The 23,962-nt window shown below is 69.8% G+C and carries 28 protein-coding genes and 1 tRNA gene; 10 read left to right on the plus strand and 19 right to left on the minus strand.

Translation table 11 applies throughout. The annotated features are described in order from the left end of the window. The first annotated feature begins 2 nt into the window (after window positions 1-2). Window positions 3-677, plus strand: a complete 675-nt coding sequence (locus tag QRN49_RS10485) for a hypothetical protein (protein ID WP_284755627.1) — start codon at window positions 3-5, stop codon at window positions 675-677. Between the two features lie 185 nt (window positions 678-862). Next, a complete protein-coding gene (locus tag QRN49_RS10490; RefSeq protein ID WP_027465089.1) occupies window positions 863-2,710 on the plus strand; it encodes an ABC-F family ATP-binding cassette domain-containing protein in 1,848 nt (615 codons plus the stop codon). A gap of 6 nt (window positions 2,711-2,716) precedes the next feature. Here QRN49_RS10490 and QRN49_RS10495 read toward each other — a convergent pair whose 3' ends face one another. After that, window positions 2,717-3,193 (minus strand): VOC family protein, encoded by a 477-nt coding sequence (locus QRN49_RS10495; protein WP_284755631.1) that lies wholly within the window; start codon window positions 3,191-3,193, stop codon window positions 2,717-2,719. Window positions 3,194-3,240: 47 nt separating this feature from the next. Then, a complete protein-coding gene (locus tag QRN49_RS10500; protein ID WP_071406000.1) occupies window positions 3,241-3,735 on the minus strand; it encodes a MarR family winged helix-turn-helix transcriptional regulator in 495 nt (164 codons plus the stop codon). A 79-nt stretch (window positions 3,736-3,814) separates the two neighbouring features. Between QRN49_RS10500 and QRN49_RS10505 the strand changes: the two genes are divergently transcribed. The 3 genes from QRN49_RS10505 (at window position 3,815) to QRN49_RS10515 (ending at window position 5,845) form a co-directional block, all read left to right on the plus strand. Next, window positions 3,815-3,886, plus strand: a tRNA-Gln gene (locus tag QRN49_RS10505). Between the two features lie 293 nt (window positions 3,887-4,179). Beyond that, on the plus strand, window positions 4,180-5,268 hold the full coding sequence (locus tag QRN49_RS10510; protein WP_284755634.1) for a helix-turn-helix domain-containing protein: 1,089 nt from the start codon (window positions 4,180-4,182) through the stop codon (window positions 5,266-5,268). A gap of 13 nt (window positions 5,269-5,281) precedes the next feature. Further along, window positions 5,282-5,845, plus strand: coding sequence for a hypothetical protein (locus tag QRN49_RS10515; protein ID WP_284755636.1), 564 nt, complete (start codon window positions 5,282-5,284; stop codon window positions 5,843-5,845). Window positions 5,846-6,045: 200 nt separating this feature from the next. Here the strand turns inward: QRN49_RS10515 and QRN49_RS10520 are convergent, their stop codons facing one another. The 6 genes from QRN49_RS10520 to QRN49_RS10545 form a co-directional block, all read right to left on the minus strand. Further along, entirely contained in the window at window positions 6,046-6,459 is a 414-nt protein-coding gene (locus tag QRN49_RS10520) for a DUF6650 family protein (RefSeq protein ID WP_284755638.1), read from the minus strand. Next, window positions 6,456-6,878: a hypothetical protein gene (locus QRN49_RS10525; protein ID WP_284755640.1), complete on the minus strand. Its 423-nt coding sequence runs from the start codon at window positions 6,876-6,878 to the stop codon at window positions 6,456-6,458. The genes QRN49_RS10520 and QRN49_RS10525 overlap by 4 nt, the downstream gene beginning before the upstream one ends. Before the next feature lie 464 nt (window positions 6,879-7,342). Beyond that, complete coding sequence (locus QRN49_RS10530; protein ID WP_194621453.1) at window positions 7,343-8,809, minus strand: SDR family NAD(P)-dependent oxidoreductase; 1,467 nt, start codon at window positions 8,807-8,809, stop codon at window positions 7,343-7,345. A 30-nt stretch (window positions 8,810-8,839) separates the two neighbouring features. After that, a complete protein-coding gene (locus tag QRN49_RS10535; protein WP_258375122.1) occupies window positions 8,840-9,295 on the minus strand; it encodes a GNAT family N-acetyltransferase in 456 nt (151 codons plus the stop codon). Between the two features lie 61 nt (window positions 9,296-9,356). After that, entirely contained in the window at window positions 9,357-10,334 is a 978-nt protein-coding gene (locus QRN49_RS10540; RefSeq protein WP_284755644.1) for an SDR family NAD(P)-dependent oxidoreductase, read from the minus strand. Next, complete coding sequence (locus tag QRN49_RS10545) at window positions 10,331-11,299, minus strand: alpha/beta hydrolase family protein (RefSeq protein WP_284755646.1); 969 nt, start codon at window positions 11,297-11,299, stop codon at window positions 10,331-10,333. Before QRN49_RS10545 ends, QRN49_RS10540 begins: the two co-directional genes overlap by 4 nt. A gap of 153 nt (window positions 11,300-11,452) precedes the next feature. Between QRN49_RS10545 and QRN49_RS10550 the strand changes: the two genes are divergently transcribed. Together QRN49_RS10550 and QRN49_RS10555 are read left to right on the plus strand one after the other, a co-directional pair. Next, on the plus strand, window positions 11,453-12,055 hold the full coding sequence (locus QRN49_RS10550; RefSeq protein WP_111046717.1) for a TetR/AcrR family transcriptional regulator: 603 nt from the start codon (window positions 11,453-11,455) through the stop codon (window positions 12,053-12,055). A gap of 155 nt (window positions 12,056-12,210) precedes the next feature. Then, window positions 12,211-12,504 (plus strand): hypothetical protein, encoded by a 294-nt coding sequence (locus tag QRN49_RS10555; protein WP_282818957.1) that lies wholly within the window; start codon window positions 12,211-12,213, stop codon window positions 12,502-12,504. A gap of 8 nt (window positions 12,505-12,512) precedes the next feature. On the opposite strand, the gene QRN49_RS10560 is transcribed toward QRN49_RS10555, so the two are convergent. From QRN49_RS10560 to QRN49_RS10575, 4 genes are all read right to left on the minus strand, one after another. Further along, window positions 12,513-12,704, minus strand: coding sequence for a hypothetical protein (locus tag QRN49_RS10560; protein WP_282818958.1), 192 nt, complete (start codon window positions 12,702-12,704; stop codon window positions 12,513-12,515). Then, window positions 12,701-13,723, minus strand: a complete 1,023-nt coding sequence (locus QRN49_RS10565; protein WP_284755650.1) for an arsenic resistance protein — start codon at window positions 13,721-13,723, stop codon at window positions 12,701-12,703. The genes QRN49_RS10560 and QRN49_RS10565 overlap by 4 nt, the downstream gene beginning before the upstream one ends. Then, a complete protein-coding gene (locus QRN49_RS10570) occupies window positions 13,723-14,850 on the minus strand; it encodes an NAD(P)/FAD-dependent oxidoreductase (protein WP_284755652.1) in 1,128 nt (375 codons plus the stop codon). Before QRN49_RS10570 ends, QRN49_RS10565 begins: the two co-directional genes overlap by 1 nt. A gap of 107 nt (window positions 14,851-14,957) precedes the next feature. Beyond that, window positions 14,958-15,290, minus strand: a complete 333-nt coding sequence (locus QRN49_RS10575; protein ID WP_111025009.1) for a hypothetical protein — start codon at window positions 15,288-15,290, stop codon at window positions 14,958-14,960. A 66-nt stretch (window positions 15,291-15,356) separates the two neighbouring features. Here QRN49_RS10575 and QRN49_RS10580 point away from each other — a divergent pair, with 66 nt between their 5' ends. Then, window positions 15,357-16,313, plus strand: coding sequence for a serine hydrolase domain-containing protein (locus QRN49_RS10580; RefSeq protein ID WP_284755654.1), 957 nt, complete (start codon window positions 15,357-15,359; stop codon window positions 16,311-16,313). 57 nt (window positions 16,314-16,370) lie between these two features. Next, entirely contained in the window at window positions 16,371-17,078 is a 708-nt protein-coding gene (mtnN, locus tag QRN49_RS10585; protein WP_110864380.1) for a 5'-methylthioadenosine/S-adenosylhomocysteine nucleosidase, read from the plus strand. A gap of 18 nt (window positions 17,079-17,096) precedes the next feature. Here mtnN and QRN49_RS10590 read toward each other — a convergent pair whose 3' ends face one another. The 6 genes from QRN49_RS10590 to QRN49_RS10615 form a co-directional block, all read right to left on the minus strand. After that, window positions 17,097-17,402 (minus strand): hypothetical protein, encoded by a 306-nt coding sequence (locus tag QRN49_RS10590; protein ID WP_146245902.1) that lies wholly within the window; start codon window positions 17,400-17,402, stop codon window positions 17,097-17,099. Next, on the minus strand, window positions 17,399-18,229 hold the full coding sequence (locus QRN49_RS10595; protein WP_284755659.1) for a serine hydrolase domain-containing protein: 831 nt from the start codon (window positions 18,227-18,229) through the stop codon (window positions 17,399-17,401). The genes QRN49_RS10590 and QRN49_RS10595 overlap by 4 nt, the downstream gene beginning before the upstream one ends. Next, complete coding sequence (locus tag QRN49_RS10600) at window positions 18,226-19,209, minus strand: HTTM domain-containing protein (RefSeq protein ID WP_209080145.1); 984 nt, start codon at window positions 19,207-19,209, stop codon at window positions 18,226-18,228. Before QRN49_RS10600 ends, QRN49_RS10595 begins: the two co-directional genes overlap by 4 nt. Next, window positions 19,206-19,838 carry a DUF5819 family protein gene (locus QRN49_RS10605; RefSeq protein ID WP_284755663.1) on the minus strand — a complete coding sequence of 211 codons (633 nt, stop codon included), beginning with the start codon at window positions 19,836-19,838 and terminating at the stop codon, window positions 19,206-19,208. Before QRN49_RS10605 ends, QRN49_RS10600 begins: the two co-directional genes overlap by 4 nt. Window positions 19,839-19,932: 94 nt before the next feature. Next, window positions 19,933-20,277 carry a hypothetical protein gene (locus QRN49_RS10610; protein WP_146247656.1) on the minus strand — a complete coding sequence of 115 codons (345 nt, stop codon included), beginning with the start codon at window positions 20,275-20,277 and terminating at the stop codon, window positions 19,933-19,935. A 168-nt stretch (window positions 20,278-20,445) separates the two neighbouring features. Further along, on the minus strand, window positions 20,446-20,952 hold the full coding sequence (locus tag QRN49_RS10615; protein ID WP_052481672.1) for an ArsR/SmtB family transcription factor: 507 nt from the start codon (window positions 20,950-20,952) through the stop codon (window positions 20,446-20,448). Between the two features lie 185 nt (window positions 20,953-21,137). On the opposite strand from QRN49_RS10615, the gene QRN49_RS10620 reads away from it, so the two are divergent. Continuing rightward, window positions 21,138-21,293, plus strand: coding sequence for a hypothetical protein (locus QRN49_RS10620; RefSeq protein ID WP_155896774.1), 156 nt, complete (start codon window positions 21,138-21,140; stop codon window positions 21,291-21,293). A 54-nt stretch (window positions 21,294-21,347) separates the two neighbouring features. Here the strand turns inward: QRN49_RS10620 and QRN49_RS10625 are convergent, their stop codons facing one another. Continuing rightward, entirely contained in the window at window positions 21,348-23,771 is a 2,424-nt protein-coding gene (locus QRN49_RS10625) for an excinuclease ABC subunit UvrA (protein WP_284755666.1), read from the minus strand. Window positions 23,772-23,962: the final 191 nt, after the last annotated feature.

The following is a 23,962-nucleotide window of genomic DNA, read 5'->3' on the forward strand; positions in this document are numbered from 1 at the left end:
TCGTGTCCACGCCGGCCCCGCATGAGTTCGCCGGAGCCACGGTCTCCGAGGAGACCTGGCAGCAGGTGGAGGACCGTCTCGCGGGGGCGCCAGTCGGACCGCGTGTCCGCCGTTCGATGGTCCGGCGGGTCATCTGGATCGTGCTGGCCGTCGTCGCCGCGGTTGCAGCCGGGTGGCTGAGCGCCGAACACCTGCCGCGCTTCGAGCTGCCCTCGACCGGAAGTGGCCTGCCGGACTGGGCGTTCTTCGTCATCGTCCCACTCATGATCGTTGGCCCGGTCTGCTGGGTCACCGCAATCGTCCGAGGCGGTGGACAGTTCCAGAGCGCGCTGTCCGACCCGATGCTCGGGCTTCCTCGTGCCGTCCGCCGACGGATCGAGCGCATGGCTCGTGGGCAGCAGCCCGCCGATCCGCAGCACCGGACCGCGCTCGTCGCACTCGCCGGCCGTCGGCTCGGTCAATCGACATCGACCTTCTGGCTCGCCCTCGGATGGACGCCGTTCGCGTTCGCGCAGTTCCTCCTCAACTGGGCGACGTTGTTCGGGCTGCTGTACGCGCTCCTCACCGTGTTCTTCCTCGCGATGCTGCTCTGGACCGTCAGCAAGCGGAAGCAGTGGCGAGCGTTCCTGCAGGAGACCGAGCCCCGCGCCGGAGCCGAGCCGACCCGGACGAGCTGACCCGGGCCTCCAGGCCGACGCGCCGCCGCACCGTGCGGGGTCCGTCGGCTGGTGCGAGGTTGCGCTCCCCGTGTGCCGCCACAGGCTCGCACCGAGCGCGCAACCTCGCACCGCTCGAACAAGCGCGCACCGGCCCGACCGCCACCCCGCACCCACCACCCCGCCGAGCCACCTACCCTTGACGCGTGGCACATCTCCTCGGCGCCGAGAACCTGCATCTCGAGTTCCCCACCAAGGTCGTCTTCGACAACGTCACCCTCGGCATCGACGAGGGTGACCGGATCGGCGTGGTCGGCCGGAACGGCGACGGCAAGTCGACCCTCCTCGCACTGCTGTCCCAGCGCCTCGAGCCGGACGGCGGCCGCGTCACGCACCGCCGCGGCCTGACCATCGGCTACCTGGACCAGCGCGACATCCTGCCCGAGGGCGCGACCGTCGGCAGCACCGTCGTCGGCGACCTCGAGGAGCACGAGTGGGCCGGTGACCCGAAGATCCGCGACATCATCGGCGGTCTGGTCTCGGACATCCCGTGGGACGTCAGCGTCGACGAGCTGTCCGGCGGGCAGCGTCGCCGTGTGGCACTCGCGCGGCTGCTGGTCGGCGACTGGGACGTCCTGTTCCTGGACGAGCCGACCAACCACCTGGACGTCGAGGGCATCGAGTGGCTCGCCGGGCACATCAACCGCCGCTGGTCGTCGAACCAGGGCGGCATGGTCGTCGTGACGCACGACCGGTGGTTCCTCGACGCCGTGTCGACCGACACGTGGGAGGTCCACGACGGCGTCGTCGACCCCTTCGAAGGTGGCTACGCCGCGTACATCCTGCAGCGCGTCGAGCGTGACCGGCAGGCTGCCACGATCGAGCAGCGCCGGCAGAACCTGGCCCGCAAGGAGCTCGCGTGGCTCCGCCGCGGCGCTCCGGCCCGCACGAGCAAGCCGAAGTTCCGCATCGACGCGGCGAACGCCCTGATCGACGACGTCCCGCCGATCCGCGACACCGTCGCGCTGTCCCGGACGGCGACCGCGCGCCTCGGCAAGGACGTCGTCGACCTGCTCGACGTGAGCGTCTCGTTCGACGGCACGCAGATCCTCGACCGCATCGAGTGGCGCATCGCTCCGGGGGAGCGGACCGGCATCCTCGGCCCGAACGGCGCCGGCAAGTCCACGCTGCTCAACCTGGTCTCCGGCCGGCTGCAGCCGACGAGCGGGCGGGTGAAGACCGGCAAGACGGTGCAGGTCGCGGTGCTCGACCAGCAGCTCGCCGACCTGCAGCAGTTCGCCGACGACCGCGTGCGCGAGGTCGTCGCCCGCAAGAAGACGAGCTACGTCGCCGACGGCAAGGAGATGACGCCGTCGCAGCTGCTCGAGCGGCTCGGCTTCACCTCGGAGCAGCTCTCCACGCCCGTCAAGGACCTGTCCGGTGGGCAGAAGCGTCGTCTGCAGCTCATGCTCATCCTGCTCGACGAGCCGAACGTGCTGATCCTCGACGAGCCCACCAACGACCTCGACACCGACATGCTCGCCGCCATGGAGGACCTGCTCGACACCTGGCCCGGCACCCTGCTGGTCGTCAGCCACGACCGGTACCTGCTCGAGCGCGTCACCGACCAGCAGTACGCCGTGCTCGGCGGGCACCTGCGCCACCTGCCCGGCGGCGTCGACGAGTACATGCGTCTGCGCGAGGCCGGCACCGGTGGCGGGACCGCCTCTGCGGCTGCCGCCGCGTCTGCCGGGAGGCCCGACACCGTCGGCGGGACCGGCTCGGCCGGTGCCGTGGCCGGGTCCACGGCCGCTGGTGCGTCCGCCCTGTCGGGAGCGGACCGGCGGACGGCCGAGAAGGAGATGTCGGCGCTCGACCGCAAGATCGCGAAGGTCGGCGCGGACCGCAAGAAGCTGCTCGACCAGTTCGCGACGCACGACCAGTCCGACTACGCCGGACTCGGCGAACTGCAGGCGAAGCTCGGTGCGCTCGAGGCCGAGGTCGAGCAGCTCGAGGAGCGCTGGCTCGAGGTCGCGGAGCTGCTCGGGGTCTGAGCCGGTCTACTCCACGGAGGCGGGGTCGACCGCGTCCTGGCTGCTGTCCGCCGGTGTGGCGTCCTCGGGGGCCCCACCGCCGGGGTTCGCCACGACCTCCCACAGGTGGCCGTCCGGGTCCAGGAAGAAGCCGGACCACATGCCCCACGGGCGCGTGTACGGGGGCTCGGGCATCGTTGCTCCCGCTGCCTGCGCTCGCTCGAGGAAGGCCTCTGCCTCGGCCTGGCTGCTCGTGAAGTGCCCGATCGTGCTGCTCGGTGCCGTGGCCAGCTGCACGCCGGAGTCCTTCGCCATGTCGTCACGGCCGTAGACGCTGACGATCAGGCCGTCGTCGAGGGTGAACATCGCCGTGGTGCCGCCGGCCTGCGTCTCGGTGGCGGGGTACTCGGTGCCGATGACGCCGCTGCCCTCGATGCCGAGCAGGGCGCGGTAGAACTCAGCCGATCGAGCGACGTCGGCGACGGCGAGGGTGATGGCGTGCATGCGCCGCACGCTACGCCGGGGCCGCTCGGCCCGTGCCACGCTTTCCGTCAGTCCCCGAGACCCAGGATGAGTCGGCGGAGCAGCCCGGCCAACTGGCCCTGCTCGTCGGCGGAGACCCCGGACAGGATGTCGCGCTCGGCGGCCAGCAGGTCCGCGATCGCCGCGTCCACCGCCACACGGCCCTTGCTCGTGAGCGAGACGAGGATGCCGCGGCCGTCCTTCGGGTCGGTCCGCCGCCCCACGAAGCCGCGGGCCGCCAGGCGGTCCACCCGGTTCGTCATCGTGCCGCTCGACACCAGGGTCTGCTGCAGCAGGGTCTTCGGGCTCAGCTCGTACGGCTCACCCGCGCGCCGCAGGGCCGACAGGACGTCGAACTCCCACGGCTCCATGTCGCTCGCGTCGAACGCGGTCCGCCTGGCGCGGTCCAGGTGCCGGGCGAGCCGGTCCACGCGGGAGAGGACCTCGAGCGGGCCGAAGTCGAGGTCGGCACGCTCACGACCCCACGCCGCGACGATGCGATCGACCTCGTCCTCATGCGGCATCCCTCCATCTTGGCCGAACCCGGAGCGGACAGCCAGCCTCGTCGGTCGTGGGAGGATGGAGGAGCACCTTCGGGTGCGTTCCGCCTTGGTGTAATGGCAGCACGACGGCCTTTGGTGCCGTTAGGTCCGGGTTCGAATCCTGGAGGCGGAGCGGGCGGGTCGTGTCGCTCACGTCGCTTCACTTCACGAGGGCATGGGCACGAAGCCGTGAGGTCTGGGTTCGAATCTATATTGGACGTTATCGGCCGAGCTAGCGGCACAAGCCGCGCGGGATGGAGACCCATCGTCCGGCAACTGCTGGCCACGTACGCGCTTACTCAACGGCTAAAGCAGGCCTGGAGTCAGGGGTCGCGCCTCACGGTTCACTGACCGAGCGCCTGTGTGTGACGCGAGGCTGCTCGCGTCCCGTTGGGAAATCACCAACGAGGGCGTATGTTGAGCAGCATGACCGCAGAGATTGGGCAGCGTGTTGCGGGCCTGCTCCCCGAGGGTCGCACCCAGAGAGAGGTTGCTGCCGACGTCGGCATGACGCCGGATGCCTTCTCGCGCGCGCTCCGGGGCGAGCGTGGCTTCGCCGCCATCGAGCTTGCGAAACTCGCGGACGTCCTCGGCGCTGACCTGCACTTCCTCATCACTGGCGCGCCTGACCCGAATCGGGTCGTCGCGTCTGCTCGACATTCGTTCGATCAGGAAACGCGGCAACATCACATCCCCGGCAAAGACGTCGACCTACCTCAACTGGAAGCTGTCCTCCTGGCCTACGAGCAGGTGCAGGGCGATCTGCCGAACTCTAGCGTTCCTACCTCGCTGTCGGAGGCCCGAGCCGCACTCGGCGACGGCTTCATCCGGCCATTTGCCGATCGTCTCGATGCGTTGGGTATTGACGTCGTCCGGCTCGGTGACTTGACTTCGGCATACTCATTCTGGTTCGGGGGCCGGGCCGTGATCGTCCTTAAGGCGACGGGAAACTGGTTTTGGGAGAATTGGTCGCTAGCGCACGAACTCGGGCATTTGACCACGCAAGCAGACGATATCGAGCGTGGCCGAGGCATCGAGCGCACGTCGAACGAGCGGGACGCTAATGCATTCGCGGCCGAGCTGCTGCTCCCAGCGGAATGGATGCGCTCCGTCGATTGGGCAAGTGCTTCGGAGGCTCAAGTCGCGTCGTATGTATGGGATCGAGGGGTTTCCATCGACGCGCTTGCGAAGCGCGTCGCTGCGCTCCACCTGACGACGAGCAAAAATCTTGAGTTGTGGATGGGGCAGCCAACGCAGCGACTCCTAAGGCGTCGCTGGACCGCGACGGAGCCGGGCGACCCGATAACGGCCCGCATGGATGCAGCCTCGACTCGCCGTTTCCCGCTGTCTCTGCAGGACGCTCATCTTGCGAGGATTGCCGACGGGAAGGTGCGGAAGGACACGCTAGCCTGGATGCTGGGTGTCGACCCGACCGAGCTCGAGGTTGATGAGCCGTCGGACGAGACGACGCTCACCTCGGACGCGCTTTCGGATCTGCTCGGACTCGGGGTCTGAGGAAACTCGCGCCTTGAACGTTTGGTTCTTCCCCGACAACACGGTGTTGATCAACTTCGCGTACTTGCACCGGATGGACCTGCTCGGTCGCCTCGTGAAAAAGCCTGCGTGGTGTGCAACCGTCGCTTATGAATGCTCCAGATCGTCGAGTGAACCGGACCTCGAGGACCTGGCAGCGGCGCCCGGTATCTTCGGCGAGCCGTTGTTCCCGGAAACGCAGGCAGAGCAGTCTCTGACGCAGATCTACCGGATGCAGCTATCGCGGCCGGGTGATGCTCCCACAAAAAATCTCGGCGAAGCGGAGACGCTAGCAATCATTCACAGTCGCCGAATGAAGGCAGTCTTTTTCACGGATGACGCCGGCCCGAGCGCGCTTCTCGCCGGCACGGAAGAAAAGCCGCCCCTCGTGCAGACTGCGAGCACGTGGGGACTTCTCCGGGCAGCCTTCAAGGCAGGGTTCGTCGACGCGGATACCCTGTGGTCATACGTCTCGTTGCTCCGATCGAAGCGTCGGCATGTACCTCCCGGCCGAGCCGCGGTAAGTCGCTCTGACTTCGATGCCTGGTTGCAGGGCTGAAGAAGCGTCATTCATCGGCGGTGGCTGGACTCCGCGACAGGATCGAACTTGCAGAAGGCGTCTTTTGCCGAACGAGCTACTTTGCGTTACGAGGACGCCTGACGTTTGGCCTCACTCATTGTGGTCACGGACAGAGCTCAGTTTTCTTTGAACCTGATTCCTAACTGAACGGATTCGGATAGGTCGGCGAAAACTGGAGGCTAATAGTTCGAGACTAGTCCACGTAGATCATCGGGTAAATCAAGCTGAAACAGGTCGAGAACAAGTCTGATGTTCCGAGCCACGGCGCTGCGGAAATCGCGCAAGGAGTTGGAAAAAAGTGCTGGGCCGTTGGCGAAATCCACCCCATGGAGCCCGCCGAGACTGGCGAAGGCTGCGGCAGATCGGCGAATACTTTGGAATGCGTCGCGCAAGGGGCCGTTTGGTACGAGCTCTAGCTTAAGAGTGATCTGCTTTCTTAGCTCGTTGGCGGAACGTACGCACAGATCTTCGTCTTCTCGTACAAGGGTCCGTTCGGTGAGCATTCGCTTCTCAGCGAGGAGGTCCAGAAGGTTGATGGCCGCAACCAGGTACAGGTTTGTATAAGCTGCCTTGTCTGAATCGCTTACCCTCATAGCCCCGCCTCAACTCGTCTCTTGATGGCTTCGTCAATTTCTCGTTCAATCCTCCGATTGAACTCCGAAGTGCCGTTGCGCGGAGCCGCTTCTCCGTCGGGTGACAGCTCGTCCGCCCGTGCGCCTATTGTCATACGAAGGAACGGAAGGTCTTCCCGGTTGTTCGGGTCTCGTATGAGGGCCAGCACGAAGCCGCGTACGTGGCTTGTGCCTGTGGTTTGAAACTGGACGTACAACTCCCTCAGAAGCGTCAGTTCGAAACCTATGCGGCGTTCGTGTAAGGCCTCGGCCTTGGCGTTTTCCGCGACTCTGCGCGCGCCTGCCGCCTCGATGAATGCAATGACTAGTGCCAGCAGGGTGAGAAACCCCACGATGATGTTGACCCAAAGTCCAGCGACGCTCAGTTCGTGGTCAGTCATGGTTCAACACTAATCGGATCTCCCAGCCCTGCGGTGGCTCCCGTGCCATCCAGGAGAAGCCCGGCCCCGTAGTGCACGGCGGTGTGCTCCCCTGCCGGTGTCGTCGGCTGCAAGGTCTGCCTCCGTGCACCACGCGAAGTTGTGAAGGACGATGACATGCTCCGCGATGCGGCGACGCTGCTCAATGGGGCGAGTGGGGACGTGTTGCCGACTGCATCTATCAGCGCTGACCTCTTCGAGGCTTTGGAACGGAACCCTAAAACCCGTGGAACACCCGTCGATACTGTGATCGGCGATCCGTGCTATCCCTGGCATCCGCGAATAGAGCGAACACCGCTTCTCGGCGTCGAAGCAGCCACGCGACGACGACGTGTTGCGCGACTTCGTGGTCCGTTTCGGCGCGGTGCTGCCGCAGGAGACGGCCCCGTCGAAGCCCTGACGGAATCGGTGCGTTCAGCCGCTCGTCACCACGAACTCGGCGCGTAGTCCTTCAGGAAGACACCGAACACGTCCTCGCCCGCTTCGCCCCGGACGATCGGGTCGTAGACACGGGCTGCCCCGTCGACCAGGTCGAGCGGCGCGTGGAAGCCCTCTTCGGCGAGCCGGACCTTCGTGGGGTGCGGCCGTTCGTCGGTGATCCAGCCGGTGTCGACGCTCGTCATCAGGATGTTGTCGGTCTCGAACATCTCCTGCGCGCTCGTGCGGGTGAGCATGTTCACGGCGGCCTTCGCCATGTTCGTGTGCGGGTGACCCGGCCCCTTGTAGGCACGGCCGAACACCCCTTCCATGGCGCTGACGTTCACCACGTAGGTGCGGCGTCCGGTGCTCGCGGCCATGGCGGGGCGGAGCTTCGAGATGAGGATGAACGGCGCCGTGGTGTTGGCCAGCTGGACCTCGAGCATCTCGAGCGGGTCGACCTCGTCCACCTGCTGGGTCCACGAGTTCTCGTCGTGCAGGTCGGGGACCAGGCCGCCGGCGTCGATCGCGGTGCCCAGGGCGAGCCGTTCGAGCGAGCTCGATCCGGGCGCCATCGCCTGTTCGGTCAGCTCGTCGGCTCGGGCTGCGGCGGCCGCGAGGATCGGGTGCGCGGCAACTGAACGGGCGAGCGCCAGCGGGTGCTGGTCATTGGTGTGCCCGAAGGTCACGAGTTCGGGCAGTGGTCCGTCGGGCAGCGGCGCGAGTTCCGCGTCGACCAGCGGCTGGTAGGCCCCGGTCGACCGGCGCACGGTCTGCGTGGCGTTGTTGATCAGGATGTCGAGGGGGCCGGACGCGGCGACGTCCTCGGCGAGCCCGATCACCTGGGCGGGGTCGCGCAGGTCGATGCCGACGACCTTCAGGCGGTCCATCCAGTCGGCGGAGTCGGGCAGGCTCGCGAACCGCCGCACCGCGTCGCGGGGGAACCGCGTGGTGATGGTGGTGTGGGCCCCGTCACGCAGCAGCCGGAGGGCGATGTACATGCCGATCTTCGCGCGGCCGCCGGTGAGCAACGCCCGCTTGCCGGTCAGGTCCGTCCGGGCGTCGCGCTTCGCGTGGCTCATGCGAGCGCACGCCGGGCAGAGCTGGTGGTAGAACGCGTCGACGACCGTGTAGTGCTGCTTGCACATGTAGCAGGGCCGTGACTTCAGCAGCGTGCCCGCGGTCGTCGATGCGGTCGAGGCGCTGATCGGGACGCCGCGGGTCTCGTCGTCGATCCGGTCGGCGGCCCCGGTGGCGGTGGCGGCGATCACCCGGCGGTCGGCCTCGGCGATGACGCCGCGCTTCTCGAGACGGTGCGCCCGCTTGACGGCCTTGAACATCTTCGCGGTGGCCTGGCGGACCCGGATGAAGTCCGGGTGCGTCTCGTCGATCGACGGCAGCTGCTCGAGCACCCGGAGCGCGACGGCCAGGTCGTCGGGGTCGATGCCGCTGGGTTCGGGGTGCTCGGAGCTCACACGCGATCCTACGTCGGGACCGAGCACCGGTCAGACGAGCTGCTGCTCCATGCACACGCTCGTCGGGTCGTCGACGTAGGGGCCGAACCGGGGGATGTCCGCGTACCCGGCCTTCCGGTACAGCGCGATGGCCGCGGCCTGCGGCAGACCGGTCTCGAGCCGGACGGTCCCGATGCCGACCGCGCGGGCCCGGTCGTGCAGGGCGTCGAGCAGCCGCGTCCCGACGCCGAGCCCACGCGCGGCGTCGCTCACGAACATGCGCTTGACCTCGCCGGTGCCGTCGCCGGCGTCGACGAGCGCCACCGTGCCGAGGGCGGTGCCGTCCTGGCGCGCCACCAGGAACGTGACGTCGGGCTGGTCCAGGTCGTCGACGTCGAGGGCGTGGTAGTTCTCGGCCGGGTAGAGGCTCAGTCCGTAGTCGTCGCCCTGCTGCAGCAGGTGCAGGACGTCGTCCTGTCGGGGGCTCTCGATCCGCACGGTCAGCACCGTCACACAGTAGCGAGGACGACGAGAACAGTGGGCAGATGAGGCCCCCGGCCGACGGCGATCAGACCAGGAGTCCCTCGCTGACCCCCCACAGGCGCCGGGCATCGTCGGCGTCGAGCATCGCGGAGTTCGCGTCCGACGGGATGCGGTCGGCGGTGAGGGGCAGGACCCGGTCGTCGATCACGGCGACGTCGCTGTCCTTCAGGTAGACCCCGCCGACGCCGTCGAGCAACGGGCTCGCGGCACCGAACACGAGCGTCGCGGCGCCCTGCTCGACGGTCTTCTTGCCGACCTCGGGATCGATGACGGTCACCCCGTGGTCGTCGACCAGTCCCTGCTCGCGGTACGACGCAAGCACAGCCGCGTCGTGCGGGCCGGGTCCGATGATGACGCCAGGGTGCGCGGCGAAGGCGCGGATGCCCTGGTCGGCGTACCGCCGGTCGAGCTCCACCGTGAACAGGACGTTGGCGCGCTTCGACTGCCCGTACGCGGTGACCGGGTCGTACCCGTGGGCGAACGTCAGGTCGTCCCACCGGATCTGCCCGAACCGCGCCGCACCGGAGGTGACGGTCAGGACCCGCGCACCACGGGCCTCCAGGAGGGCGGGGAGGAGCGCCCGCGTGAGCTGGAAGTGCCCGAGGTGCGTCGTCGAGAACGCCAGTTCGTTGCCGCGGCCGTCGAGCCGGCGGTCCGGGGTGAAGAGCATCGCGGCACTGTTCACGAGCATGTGCAGCGGGCGGCCGGAGGCCGACCAGCGCGCGGCGAAGGCATCGACCGACGACGGGTCGGTGAGGTCGAGGGCCTCGACGTGGATGCCCGGGATGTCGGCGACGGCTGCGGATGCCCGGTCGACGTCGCGGGAGGCGACGGTGACGTCGGCGCCGGCCGCCGCGAGGGCGCGGCTGGTCTCGCGGCCGAGGCGGCTGTGGCCGCCGGTCACGACGACGTTCCGGCCGATCAGGTCGACGCCGTGCAGGACGTCGGCGGCGGTGGACGCGGCGGTGAAGCCGCTGGGCAGGGGGTGCTGGTCGGTGATCACGAGTGGTGTTCCTTCGATTCGATGTGGCCGACGGCGGCAGCAGGGCCGGCCGAGACCGCGGCAGCAGAGCCGACGGCGGTGGCAGGGCCGACGGCGTCGGCGATCGCCGACCACGCGTCGGGGTCGAGCCCGAGCTCGGTCCGGAGGAACGCCGTCGTGGTGTGGCGGACGAGGTCCACACGCTCGGGGCTCTCGTCCGTGGTGGCGGTCGACTCGTAGTCCTGGATCCCGCCGAGCAGGTGCTCGCCGCCGTGGACGGTCACCAGGTGCCGCGCGCCGGGGCTCAGGTGGTAGACGTCGGTGAACCAGTCCGGACCTCGCGTCGAGAGCTGGGACTGGTCGTGGTCGCCGGCGACGACCAGTGACGGGGTGTGCAGCTGGCTGAAGTCGGGGCTCATGAACGCGAAGTGCTCCTGCGCGAACGGCGCGAGGTCGCCGCGCGCGATCCCGGTGGTGGACAGCAGGACCCCGGCGCGCACGCGGTGGTCGGTGCGGTCCTCGCCCGGCCGCCCGTCGGCGTCCAGGACGCGGGCCCCGAGCAGCATGCTCACGGACTGTCCGCCCCACGAATGTCCGACCGCGGCGAGGCGTGCGGTGTCGACACGCCCGCTCAGGCCGGGGACCGCGTCGATGATCTGGTCGAGGTCGTCGAGCACCCGCTCGAGGTCGTCGACGCGCGTCTGCCAGATGGTCGGGTAGCGCGGGTCCTCGAGCGTCAGCCCGTAGGTCTTCGCGTCGAGGAAGGTCGGTTGGACGACGACGAAGCCGTTCGCGGTCCAGTGGTCGACCAGGGGGTCGCCGCCGGTCATGGACTGGCCGAAGCCGTGGGCGAAGACGATGACGGGCAGGTCCGTTCCGGTCGTCGGTGCGGTGATCCGGACCTCGAGGTCCTGACCGCGCGAGGGTGCGGGAAGCGTGACGGGGCGCACGCTGATGACCTGCGGTCGAGGTGCTGTGGGTGCCATGTGGGCCTTTCCGGGTGCGGTGTCGCCCGTGGTCGGAGCGATCGTCGTCCGAAACGGAGCGACGTTCCGGAACGATACGGAACAACGATCCGGATTGCAAGAGGAAGCGGAGCATTGTTCCGCATTCCGTCTGCGTCGTGCGATGATCGACGCATGAGCACCCCGTCGACCGACCCCGTGCCGCGTCGCCGTCGCGACGTCGAGCGCAACGAGCGCACGATCCTCGACGCCGCTGCCGCGGTCTTCACGGCCTCGGGCGTCGGCGCACCGGTCCGCGAGGTCGCCACCGCCGCCGGTGTCGGGGTGGGCACGCTCTACCGGCACTTCCCGACCCGTTCGGACCTGGTCGTCGCCGTCTACCGGCACCAGATCGAGGCTCTGGTCGACGCCGGGCCGGCGCTGCTCGGCTCCGAGCCGACGCCGTTCGCCGCCCTGCTGCGCTGGGTGCACCAGTTCGTCGACTTCCTCGGCACCAAGCACGGTCTGGCGCGCGTCTGGGAGGGCGACGCCGACGGCTTCACGGCGCTGCACACCCTGTTCGTCGACGAGCTCGTGCCCGTGCTCGGCCGGCTGCTCGACGCCGCGCGGGCGTCCGGCGAGGTGGCCGCGCCGACCCCGCCGTACCAGCTGCTCCGGGCCGTCGGCGACCTGGTGGCGTGGAGCCCCCAGGACCCCGACTACGACGTCCGGACGATCGTGACCCTCCTGGTCACCGGGCTGCGGCAGGCGCAGCCGACGGTGACCGACAGCGCGTAGCCGGCCACGCGCACTGGTCGCGACCGGCACCGGACTGGAGGCGCGGTGCGGGCCCGTCACGGGCCTCCCGTCCGGCATCGTGCCCGTCTCGGGCCGCACCAGCGCCGTCGGGGCCGGTCCGGGCCCTACGATCGTCCCGACGAAGGGGGACCACCATGACGGAACTGGCGGACTGGGAGACCGAGGGGGCCAGGGCTCGTCCGGCTCGACCGGGTGACCACGAACCGGTGCCCGCCGCGCTGCGGGCCGTGACGATCATCGGGGTGTTGTTCCTGATCGCCGCGGGGTGCGTGTTCGTCGCGACGGCGTTCCTCCCCGCGTCCGACGAGACGGCGGTGCCGGACGGCCTTCGACTGCTGATGGCGACGGTCGTGTCGGTCGGCATCGCCGTGGTCGGCGTGGTCGCCCTGCTGCTCCGACTCGTCGCCGGGGTGCTCGTCCGCCGCTGACGGCCGGCTCAGTGTCGGCCCGGCTCCGCGGGGTCGGACTCGGTGTCCCCGTGCTCCGGCAGCACGTCGACGTCGGTGACCGTGTACCCGAGCGGCACCTGGCCCAGCGCGAGCAGGAGCGCCGTCCGCCGGTCGTCGTGCTCGGTCTCGATCACCCGCCGCTCGGTCGGGACGACGACGAGTCGGACCCGGTGCGTCACGGGTGCCCCCATGCCGCGGTGCCGCGCAGGCGTCGCCCGGCGTGCTGACCACGTCGCCGACGCAGCAGCAGGTGGCGGACCGCGAGCAGGTGCGGGAACTCGACGAGCATGCCGACGACGATCGCCGTGGTGACCAGCGGCTGGTGGGGGAGTGCGGCGCTCGTCAGCCCGATCATCAGGGGTGCGTTGCGGGCCGCCGTCGTCATCGCGAGCAGCGCCGACCGCGGGTACGACAGGGCGGCGAGGCGTGACGCCCAATCGGCCGCGATGAACATCACGGCGAAGAAGACCACCGCGCACCCCAGTACGGCGACGAACACCGGCAGGTTCGCCAGCAGCAGCGCGATGTGCGAGGCGAAGAGCCCGGCGACCATCGCGCCCACGATCCAGGGGACCGCGCGGCCGGGCAGGGCGGCGGCGCGGCCTCGAGCGCCGTCGGGCAGCAGTGAGACCCCGAGGCGGATCACCACGGCGATCGCGGCGGGCAGGACGAACCACTGCAGCAGGGTGCCGATGGTACCCACGGCGTCGATGCCGGCGTTGCCGCCCAGGACCGTGATCCACACCGGGAACAGCAGCAGCTGGGTGACCATGTTGATCGGCAGCAGGGTCGCCCCCGCGGCGGTGTCCCCGTCGCTCAGGCGGGTGAACGCCAGGAACCAGTCGGTGCAGGGTGCCAGGAAGTACAGCATCACGCCGAGCTGCACGGCCGGGTGTCCGGGCAGGGCCACGCGGGTGAGCAGGAACGCGACGAGCGGGGCGAGCAGGAAGTTCATGCTCCAGGCGATGCCGATGACCTTCCAGGCGCCGGGCGTTCGGGGCAGGCGGTGCAGGGGGACGTCGACGAACAGGGCGACGACCAGGGTGATCACCAACACGTCCACCACCGAGCCCATCGCGTCGCCGGCCGAGGGCGAGATGCCCCCGATCACCGACCCGAGCAGGATGGCGCCGCCGACGATCGCGGGGGTGGCCCAGAGTCGTGCACCGGCGGGGCGGGCGGCCCGCTGTGCCGGCATCAGCACGCGCATTCGACACCACAGCAGCTCAGGTCGTCGGTGAGCATCCCGGCGTCGTCCCACTCCTGCAGGGCACTGCAGTCGCGCCCGGCTCGTTCGCCGATGACGCGGGCGACGTGGGCGAACCGCTGCCGGAACTTGTACACGAAGCAGAACTGCAGCCCACCGTGCCGGAGCGCCGTGCCGGCCAGGAACAGCCCGGGCGTGGTGGTCGACTCGTCGTCCTCGGTGAGCAGCGGCCAGCCGTCCGCGCGGGTGTCGAACAGGCTCGCGGCCGGTCCGAGCCCCGGCCCGTACCCGGTGGCGAGGATCGGTGGCGCGTCCGCGACCAGGGCGGTCCGTCCGGCGACGCCGACGGTGAACCCGTCTCCGGATCGTTTGATGCCGGTGACCTGGCCGTCGTCGACCAGGGTGAGGCGTCCGCTGGCCCGCGCGGCCGCGAGCCGTTGACGGGTGCGCGGGGCGAGGCGGAACGACGGGTCCGACCCGCTGCCGGCGTCCCAGGGGTGGGACGGGTCGACGACCGTCACCGTCGCCCCCTGTTCGACGTGGTGGCACGCCAGGTCGATGCCGGACTCGAAGCCACCCACGACCACCACGTGTCCGGACCGCGCCACCCAGGCTGCCTCGGCGGACGCGTGCACCCCGAGCGAGGTGCCGGCGCAGCGGGGCAGGATCGGGTCGGAGAACTCGCCGCCGGCCCAGACCACGTTCCGGGTGATGACGGGGCCGCGGCTCGTGGTCACGCGGAAGCCGTCGTCGTCCGGCTCGATGCGCTCGACCTCGGTGTCGAGCAGGGTCGGCAGGTGGAAGGCCGCGACGACGCCCCGCAGGTACCGGGCGTACTCGGGCCCGGACGGGTAGTCGGTCCCCAGGCTGTAGGCGGGTGAGGTGCGCGGGTGGACCGCGTTGAGGTCGGTCGCCCCGAACCCGTTGCCGGTGAAGGACGGCGTCAGGAACCGCTGGTGCTCCGGCCACCGACGGAACGTGTCCCCGACGACGCCGCGTTCGACGACGCCGAACAGCAGGCCGTCGACGGCGTGGAGTGCCAGGCCGGTGCCGACGCCGGCCGGTCCGGCTCCGACCACGAGGGCGTCGAGGGTCTCGGTGGGGTGTGGTGCTGGCATGGGGTCGGTCTTCCCAGCAGCTGCGGCTGCGTCGATGGAACGGCCACCGTGGCGTGGTCGCTGCACACCATCTTAGTGAGAACCGTTATCAACATGCCATCGCGGCATCAGCCGACCGGCGTCGAGTACAGGACCGCCAGGGTCGCCACCAGTCCGACGACCACGATGCCGAGGTCGAGCAGGGCCAGGGTGACGAGTCGGGTGCGCTGCGGCCGGACGGCGGCGCGCACCACGACCATCGTCACGAACAACACGACGACGAGCACGAGCGCCGGCCAGCCGATCGCCGGCGCCCGGATCGCCATGAGCACCATCACCGCGGCGACGATCACGGCCGTGACGGCTCCCCACACGAGCCAGTTCGAGCCCGACGCCGTCCGGAGTGCGGGCTGGTCGCCGACGCGGGTGGGATCGGGGCGGCGGGGCTGTTCGTCGGACACGAGCCGGACGGTACGCGGCGGCCCCTGCCCGTGCCCGCAGCCGCGCGGCCACGAGAGGATGGGGGTGTGCACACCGCCGCGACCATCCTCGACGCCGTCGTCCGGCACATCGACACCACCGGGTTCGCCGCACACGGCATCCACGTGCGCACGCGGACTGCGGCTCCGGGCGCCGAGAGCACCGCGGACGACGTCGCCGAGCACCGCTGGACCCCCGACGTCCGACGCGAGATCCACTCCGCCGCGAAGGGCGTCTGCGTCCTGGCCACCGGCATCGCGGCCGACGACGGCCTGGTCGACGTCGACGAACCGATCGCGACGTCCCTGGTCGGCACCGGCCTCGGTGCGGAGACCGGGCTCGCGCTCGGCGACGGCGTCGACCGGGTCACCCTCCGCCACCTGCTCACCATGACCAGCGGGATCGACATGCCCTGGTCGGCGACCGAGCTGACGGACTGGCCGGACCTGGCGGCCGAGTTCCTGCGGCGACCGTCCCGCGGCCGGGTGTTCCAGTACGCGAACGCCAGCACCTACACGGCGATGCGCGTGCTCGAGACCCGGGTCGGGGACGTCGGCGCGTTCGTCACCGAGCGACTGTTCGCGCCGCTCGGCATCCAGGACGTCGAGTGGCGACGCTGCCCGAACGGGTTCGTCGCCGGCGGCGAGGGACTGTCGCTCCGCACCGAGGAACTCGCCCGCATCGGACGCCTGATCCGCGACCGCGGGGTCGCCGACGGACAGCGGATCGTCAGCGCGCGGTGGTGCGACGCGATGCACACCGACTGGGTCGAGCGCGAGGGCACCGGCCCCGGCTACGAGCGGTACGCGATGGCCGGGTGGGGTGGTCCCGGCCGACTCTGGCGGCTGCACGGTGCGTACGGGCAGATGCTGCTGTTCGACGAGACCGAGGCGAGCAACGACCCCGGCGCCGTCGTCACCATCACCGCCGACGACCACTTCGGCGCCGACGCGCTCGCCGCCTTCGTCGCCGACGAGCTGGCCCGCCAGGACCCCCGCCGGTAGCGACCGCGACCATCCGACCTGCACGTCCACGCGCGCCCGGCGTGGGAGGATCGATCAGTGCAGCAGCAACCCGTCGCGATCATCATCGCGGCCATGAGCGAAGAGGTCTCGGCCTTCGCCGACCTCTTCGGCGGTGTCCCGGTCCTCGACGGCCCCGTCGGTGGCCACGACCCGCACCAGCTGCTCGACATCGGCGGCGCCACGGTCGTCGTGCGCCGCAGCGGCATCGGCTTCACGAACGCCACGGCCGCCGTCGCCCACGGCTTCCACGACTTCGGCCCGGGCATCCCGGTGATCAGCGTCGGGACCGCCGGTGGGCTCATGCACGGTGTCGCCATCGGTGACGTCGTGGTCGGCGACCGGTACGTCAACCTCAACGCCGACGCCACCGCGTTCGGCTACGCCCTGGGCCAGGTCCCCGGCATGCCGACCGGCTACGCGCCGGACGCCCGGCTCGTCGAACTCGCGATGGGCGCCGACATCGCGTGGCCCCTGCGGTCGGCGACGATCGGCTCGAGCGAGGTCTTCGTGACTGAGGGTCGTGCCCGCGCACTCCGGGTCGCGTTTCCCGAGGTGGCCGCGGTCGACATGGAGTCGGCCGCGATCGCGCAGTTCGCCCACGTGCACGACATGCCGTTCGTGTCGGTCCGGTGCATCAGCGACCTCTGCGCGCCGGACGGTGCCGAGTTCCGTGAGCACCTGGACGACGCCGCGGCACGCGCAGCGCGTGTGGTCCACGACCTGGTGCTCGGCCTGCGTTCCTGAGTCCGCCAGCGCGCTCCCTCAGCGCTCGATGACGCGCCACTCGCTGACGAACGTCGTGACGTCCTTCTCGTCCAGGTCTCGTTCCACGGTCTCGAGGAGCCGTTCGGCCTGATCCGCGTCTCCGGCTCGCGTCCGGAGGACCTCCGCGCCGTCGTCACGACGGCGGACGACCAGGTCGAAGCTCGGCAGGAAGTCCTCACCGGCACCGCCCATCGCGGCCAGGGCCAATGCCGCCGTCGTCCGGGCCAGACGCTTGAACGAGCTCTGCCGGGAGTCCTCCAGGGCCACCTGCAGGACATCTCCAGCTCGCGTACCGGCGCTCACGCGACGACTCCCACGGCACGGAGGCGTCGGACGGCGAGCCGGTCAGCGGCTCCGGGCGCTGCGCCGAGGGCGTGCGACGCGATCGTGACGTCGCCGTGACGGAGCAGGCAGATGCCGGCGTCCCGTGTCTGCCCGCTGTGCCAGATCAGCCCGTCGCGGTGCTCCCACGCCAGGAAGTCCGGCTCGATGCGTCCGATCCCCACGCCGAAGCGCAGGAGGTCGGACATGGTCGACCAGATCCCGGCGGCCGGTGCGTAGGGACCTGATCCGACGGTCCAGGGTTCACGGGGACGGCCCCGCCACGACCGGAGCAGGGTTCGTCGTTCGGGTGCCGGGTCGAGGGTGGCGCTGGTGATGCCGAGCGGAGCCAGGACCGTCCGCTCGGCGACCGTGGACCATGCCTCCTGCGCGACGTGCTCGAGCAGCCGACCGAGCACCGCGTAGCCGAGGTTGGAGTAGTCCCGCTCACCCGGTGTCGTCGGGGTCTGGCGCAGCGCACGCGTGATGTCCGCCTCGGACACGTCCGCGTACGGGTCGCCGACGATCCCGGCCGACATGCCCTGGTGCACACGGGGCAGGCCCGAGCGGTGTCGGATCAAGTCGTCGACCGTGTAGGTGGCGTCGTCGGGGACGTCCGGCAACAGGTCCCGGGCGGGGGTGTCCCGTGGGATGTCCCGTTCAGCGAGGAGGACGAGCACGGCGGCGGCGGTCACGGTCTTCGTGACGCTCGCCCACTCCACCAGCGCGTCCGCTTCGTAGCGATCGCCGAGGTCTGCGGTGACGTCGCCCCCTTCGTCGATGATCACGGCTCGGTTCGCAGCGGTCACGCTCGTACTCCTGATCTGGTCGTGTCGGGAACTGGTGTCGAACCGCGCACCCGGCTGGGGCGGAAGCGGAGCGGTCCGATGGATGAACGCGCTCGGACGAGCACACGCTCGACGTGCCCACTCACGAAGACCAGGTCGCAGGCAACCATGATCGCAGCGAAGGCGGTCAAGCCCATGAAGAACGCGATGCTCAGGTGGAACGCGGTCATCATGAGCACGGCCGGGAGACGGCCTCGTCGGAAGATGATCAGCACCGGGAAGGCGATCGAGCTGAGAACGGTTCCGTACGCACCCAGGACGAGCAGCGTGTCGGAGGCGAAGAGCAGCTCCGTGACCCCCGGGAAGTAGAAGTCAGGCACTCGGAGGATCGAGTAGAGCGCCGTCCCGTCCTGCCAGAGCGGGCCCTGCACCTTGTAGAGGCCGGACATCAGGTAGACGACGCAGATCTGACCGGCGATGAGCAGGAGGCCGGTGTTGTGCAGGGTCGAACGGACGAGGCCGGGTGTGTTGACCCGCGGCCGGATGTGCACGCCCAGTCGGGAAGTGCACTCGGTGAGCACCAACGCTGGGACGACGATCATCTGCAGGTTGTCTCCCCCGTCCAGCAGCGCCGGGTTCTGGCCGTAGGTGGACCAGAGGAGCACGTAGTGGACCGCGATCGCCCAGCGGCCGCCGAAGCCGATGGTCACAGCGGCCGCCGCGAGGATCGCAGCGTGGAAGACGACCTCGAAGTACACCGGCGAGTCGGACAGCGAGTAGAGGTTGAAGGTGCCGAGTTCCCGCGTCGTCGCGGCGACGGCAGCGCTCCCGTAGACGCCGTCCGGACCGAAGAAGAGGTGCCGTTGGCCGTAGTCACGGAGGTAGTAGACGAGTGCCAGCACGCCGACGACGATCCGGAGGACGGCGAGGGCAGTGGCTGCTCGTGGAGCCGCGGTCATCCAGACGGTCAGTTGGAGGAGTGCTCCTCGGATCGCGCTCACAGCTGGGTCCATCCCGAGTCGAAGTACGTCACGTCTCCCGTTGCGCTGAGGTCCCGCCTGCTCGACCAACCGGGGAGGACGTGGAACACGTAACGCAGCTCGACCGCCCGGACCGTATCGCCGCCGCAGGCGTCCGGTCGGACACCGACGCTGTACCTCGCGAGCATCAGCTGGGCCCGTTCCTGCGCCTCGGTCTCTTCAGCGGTTATCTCCTCCGCGGTCGTGGAATCGAGGACGCGCTCGTCTCCCTCAGCGCGGATGTCCTTGAGGATCGGGTCTTCCTTGAACCGTTCGAGGATCCCGTTCCCGATGATGCGGGACTCCCTGCTGGGGAAGACGCGCTGCCGTTGCAGCGCCGTGATCACCTCGGTCGTGACGTCTTCGAACTTGGTCTCTGATCCGTCCTCGCAGCGGAAGCGTGCGGCGAACCCACGTTCCTCGCTGAGGGGATCCGGCGCGAACAGGCTCCAGTTCTGCGGGAAGTGGGGCAGCATGACGGTGCTCACGGGACCGGCGAACCGGAACGTCAGCGGGGTGGTCGGTCCGGCGAGCAAGAGCGCAGAGCCGACGAAGAGTGTGACCATTCCGAGGCTCAGCGCGACCGCAGCACCGCGCAGGCGGCGGCGCACAGGGCGGTTCTCCGGCTGATCGAGGTCAGTTGGCATTGGGGGTCTCCTTGGGGAGGCCGGGCGGCGAGCTCCATGCTCACCGCCCGGCGACTGCTCAACGGTCGAAGTACGCGTCCTGCAGTGCGCTCGCGTCGGCGTTCACGGGCGTCGAGGCGAGGAAGCCGAGTCCCTGGAGGAACGACCCCTGACGTGCTGCCTGCGAGACCGCCTGCGGAGCCTTGGCAGCGGTGAACCCCCGCGCGAGCGCGGTTGCGACGGCGACCGGTGCAGCAGGCTGAGCACTGCTCTTGGCTGGCGTGCCGACCGACGCAGCCTGCGCGACGACCGACCGTTCTGCGGTGTCTGCCGCGGTTGCTGCTGAGGTTCCGATCGATCCCGCACCGATCACCACGGCTACGGCCACTCCACCGAGGAGGACCCTGCGATTCCTGTTCTTCATCTCCGAGCTTTCCCTTCCGCCGTTTTCAGCGGTTCGAGCTCGGGGTGCCCACGCACGTGCACATGCTGCTTGCCCCCCAAGCAATGTACGGATTTTCAGAAAACATCCGAATGAACCGTAATCTAGCCATGCGCTGCACCCGAGGGCAAGGGGCAGATCGTCACTTGTTCAAACGGGAGCGACGATCGCGATGAGCGTGAGGAGGGGGACGATCCGCTCGGCGGGGATCGCGTAGCGAGACCGTCCCGCGGGCACGAGCCACCCGGCATCTGCCAAGAGGTGCACGTGGTGGTAGATCTGTCCCGTGGTACCCATGCCCGGTGCTGCGGCGAGGTCTGCGACGCGGTCCTCGCCGTTGTGCACGAGTTGGAGGATCCGGAGCCGGAGCGGATGGCCGAGTGCCGCCATGCCCGGTGCGAGGGAGTCCCACTGCAGCGCTTCCAGATCGCCAACCGCGGACCCGACCTGCCACTCCGTCTGGCGGTTGTCAGAGGTCGGCACCAGGCCGGCGTACACGACGGACGGCGATTCCGCCCGACGGAGCCCGTCGAGCACCCAGAACGTGGACGCGGTGTCGTCGTCGCCCCGCCGGTCGGTTGCCAACGCCTCGAGCGCTGTCAGCCGTTCGTTGATGGCCGCGAGTGACGTCGCGACGTCGGGTGTCTCGCCGGTCATGAGGGGATCTTAGTTCGGCGTGGACGCGCGCCCCGGTGCCGGAGGGGCGCGATCCGGCGCTCGGCACGGCCGGAATTGCGTTCCACGGACGTTCCGGGACGGATCGCGAACTCGCCTCCGAGCCCCTCGCTAGCCTCCATCCCGGGGGCAAAGGAACCACGGCCAATCACACAGGGAGATCAGCCATGAGCGCCTACACGAGCGACGAGAACGTCGAACCTGCACGCATCACCACCTTCAAGCGCGTCCGCAAACAGTGGCGTCGGACGGGTGAGGTCGGCTACACGCACAGTGGCAGCGACTTCTTCCGCGACGACGCTCCGGAAGCGGTCCAGCGGTAACCAGCGGCAGCCACGAAGTGCCCGTCAGGAGCGATCCTGGCGGGCACTTCTGCGTCAGCGACCGAGCTGGTCCCGCAGGTACGGGGCGGTCCGGCTGGTGGTCGAGGCGGCGACCTCGACGGGCGTGCCGGAGGCGACCACCTGGCCACCCTCGACACCGCCGGACGGGCCCATGTCGATGACGTGGTCGGCGCTCGCGACGACGTCCATGGCGTGCTCCACCACGACGACGGTGTTGCCCGCGTCGGTCAGGCGGGCGAGCTGTGCGGTGAGCAGCTCGACGTCGGCAGGGTGCAGGCCGGTGGTGGGCTCGTCGAGCAGGTACAGGGTGTGGCCGGTCCGCGCGCGCTGCAGTTCCGTGGCGAGCTTGATGCGCTGCGCCTCGCCGCCGGACAGCTCCGGGGCGGGCTGGCCGAGCCGCAGGTAGCCGAGGCCGACCTCGCGGAGGGTCTCGAGTCCGCGTCCGGCTGCGGGCAGGGACGCCAGGAACGACGCCGCTTCGTAGACGGTCATGCCGAGGACGTCGGCGATGGACGCCCCGTTCCACCGGACCTCGAGCGTCTCGGCGGTGTAGCGGGAGCCGTGGCACTCGGGGCACGGGGCCCAGCTGCCGGGCAGGAAGAGGAGTTCCACGGACACCGACCCTTCGCCCTGGCAGACCTCGCACCGGCCGCCGGCGACGTTGAAGGAGAACCGCCCGGCGCCCCAACCGCGGGCCTTGGCCTCGTCGGTCTGGGCGAAGGCGGCCCGGACCGCGTCGAACAGGCCGGTGTAGGTGGCGAGGTTCGAGCGGGGCGTCCGGCCGATCGGCTTCTGGTCGACCTGCACGACGCGGTCGATGAGCGGGTGCGAGGTCGCGACGCCGGGCAGCACGCCACCGACGAGCGACGACTTGCCGGACCCGCTGACCCCGGTGACCGCGGTGAGGACACCGAGCGGCAGGTCGACGTCGAGCCCCCGCAGGTTGTGCAGGGTGAGGTCGCGGAGTTCGAGCGTGCCGATCGGGGTCCGGACGGCGCGGTCGGCGGTCGGCTGCCGGGGCTCCAGGAAGCGCCGGGTGACCGACGCCTCGACCTCGGCCAGGCCGGCGACCGGTCCGCTGTACAGGACGGTGCCGCCGCCGGTGCCCGCGCGGGGGCCGACGTCGACGATCCAGTCGGCTCTGCGCACGATGCTCATGTCGTGTTCGACGACGAAGACGCTGTTGCCGCCGGCCCGCAGGTCGTCGAGGACGTCGACGAGGGACTCGGCATCGGCGGGGTGCAGCCCGGCGCTCGGTTCGTCGAGCACGTAGACGACACCGAACAGGCCGGAGCGCAGCTGCGTCGCGATCCGCAGCCGCTGGCTCTCGCCGGGGGAGAGCGTCGGGGTGGCGCGGTCGAGCGCCAGGTACCCGAGACCCAGGCCGACCAGGACCTCGACGCGGGTGAGCAGGTCGCGGGAGATCGCCACGGCGACCTCGGTGTGCTCGCCGGACGATGCCCGCGACGTCGCCGCTGCCGCGTCCGTGATCGCCGCGATCGGACGCAGGACGTCGGCCAGGCCGGTCAGCGGCAGCGCGTTCAGCTCGGCGATCGAGTGGCCGGCGATCGTCACGGCGAGGGCCGCACGGGTCAGACCGGTTCCGCCGCACAGCCCGCACGGGCCGGACTCGACGAACTGCAGCACCTTCTTGCGCTGGGTCTCGCTCCGCGAGTCGGCGAGGGTGTGCAGCACGAACTGGCGGGCGCTCCAGAACCGGCCCTTGTAGGGCTTGGCCACGCGGTCGCGCTTCGGCTGCACCTGCACGACGGGCTGTTCCTCGGTGAAGAGCAGCCAGTCGCGGTCCTCGCGCGACAGCTCACGCCACGGGCGCTCGATGTCGTAGCCGAGCACGGCGGTGACGTCGCGCAGGTTCTTGCCCTGCCACGCACCGGGCCAGGCGGTGATCGCGCCGTCGCGGATGCTCAGCGACGGATCGTGCACGGCCGATGCCTCGGTGACCTCGTGCGCGGTCCCGATGCCGTGGCACCGGGGGCAGGCGCCGGCGACGGTGTTCGGCGAGAAGGAGTCCGACTCGAGCCGGTCGGCGCCGGACGGGTAGGTGCCGGCGCGCGAGTAGAGCATGCGCATCGAGTTCGACAGCGTGGTCATGGTGCCGACGGTGGAGCGGGAGCTCGGGGCGCCGCGTCGCTGTTGCAGCGCGACGGCGGGCGGCAGTCCGGTGATCGAGTCGACGTGCGGGGTGGACCCCTGCGCGATCAGCCGCCGCGCGTACGGGGCGACGGACTCGAGGAACCGGCGCTGGGCCTCTGCGAAGACGGTGCCGAAGGCGAGCGAGGACTTGCCGGAGCCGGAGACGCCGGTGAACGCGACGATCCGGTCGCGGGGGATGTCCACGTCGACGTCGCGCAGGTTGTTCTCGCGGGCGCCACGGACGCGGATGAAGTCGTCCGGCCCGGGTCGGTCGTCGGTCTGGGTCGAGCGAGGAGCGGGCATTCGCTCGATCGTAGGCTCGGCCACTGGGAGAAGCAGTACCGGTGCGGAACCGCGAATGACGAAGAGCCGCTCCGCCCTGATCGGCGGAGCGACTCTTCGCGTCGTGCGGTGGTGCTCGTGGTGCGGTGTTGCGGCAGGTGTTACTTGATCTGTGCGGTGATGGTGGCGGTGCCGACGAGGAGGCCGCGCTT

Origin of the sequence: Curtobacterium sp. ME-Dv--P-122a, assembly GCF_030209645.1 — a bacterium.
In the GTDB taxonomy this organism is placed as follows: Bacteria; Actinomycetota; Actinomycetes; order Actinomycetales; family Microbacteriaceae; genus Curtobacterium; species Curtobacterium flaccumfaciens.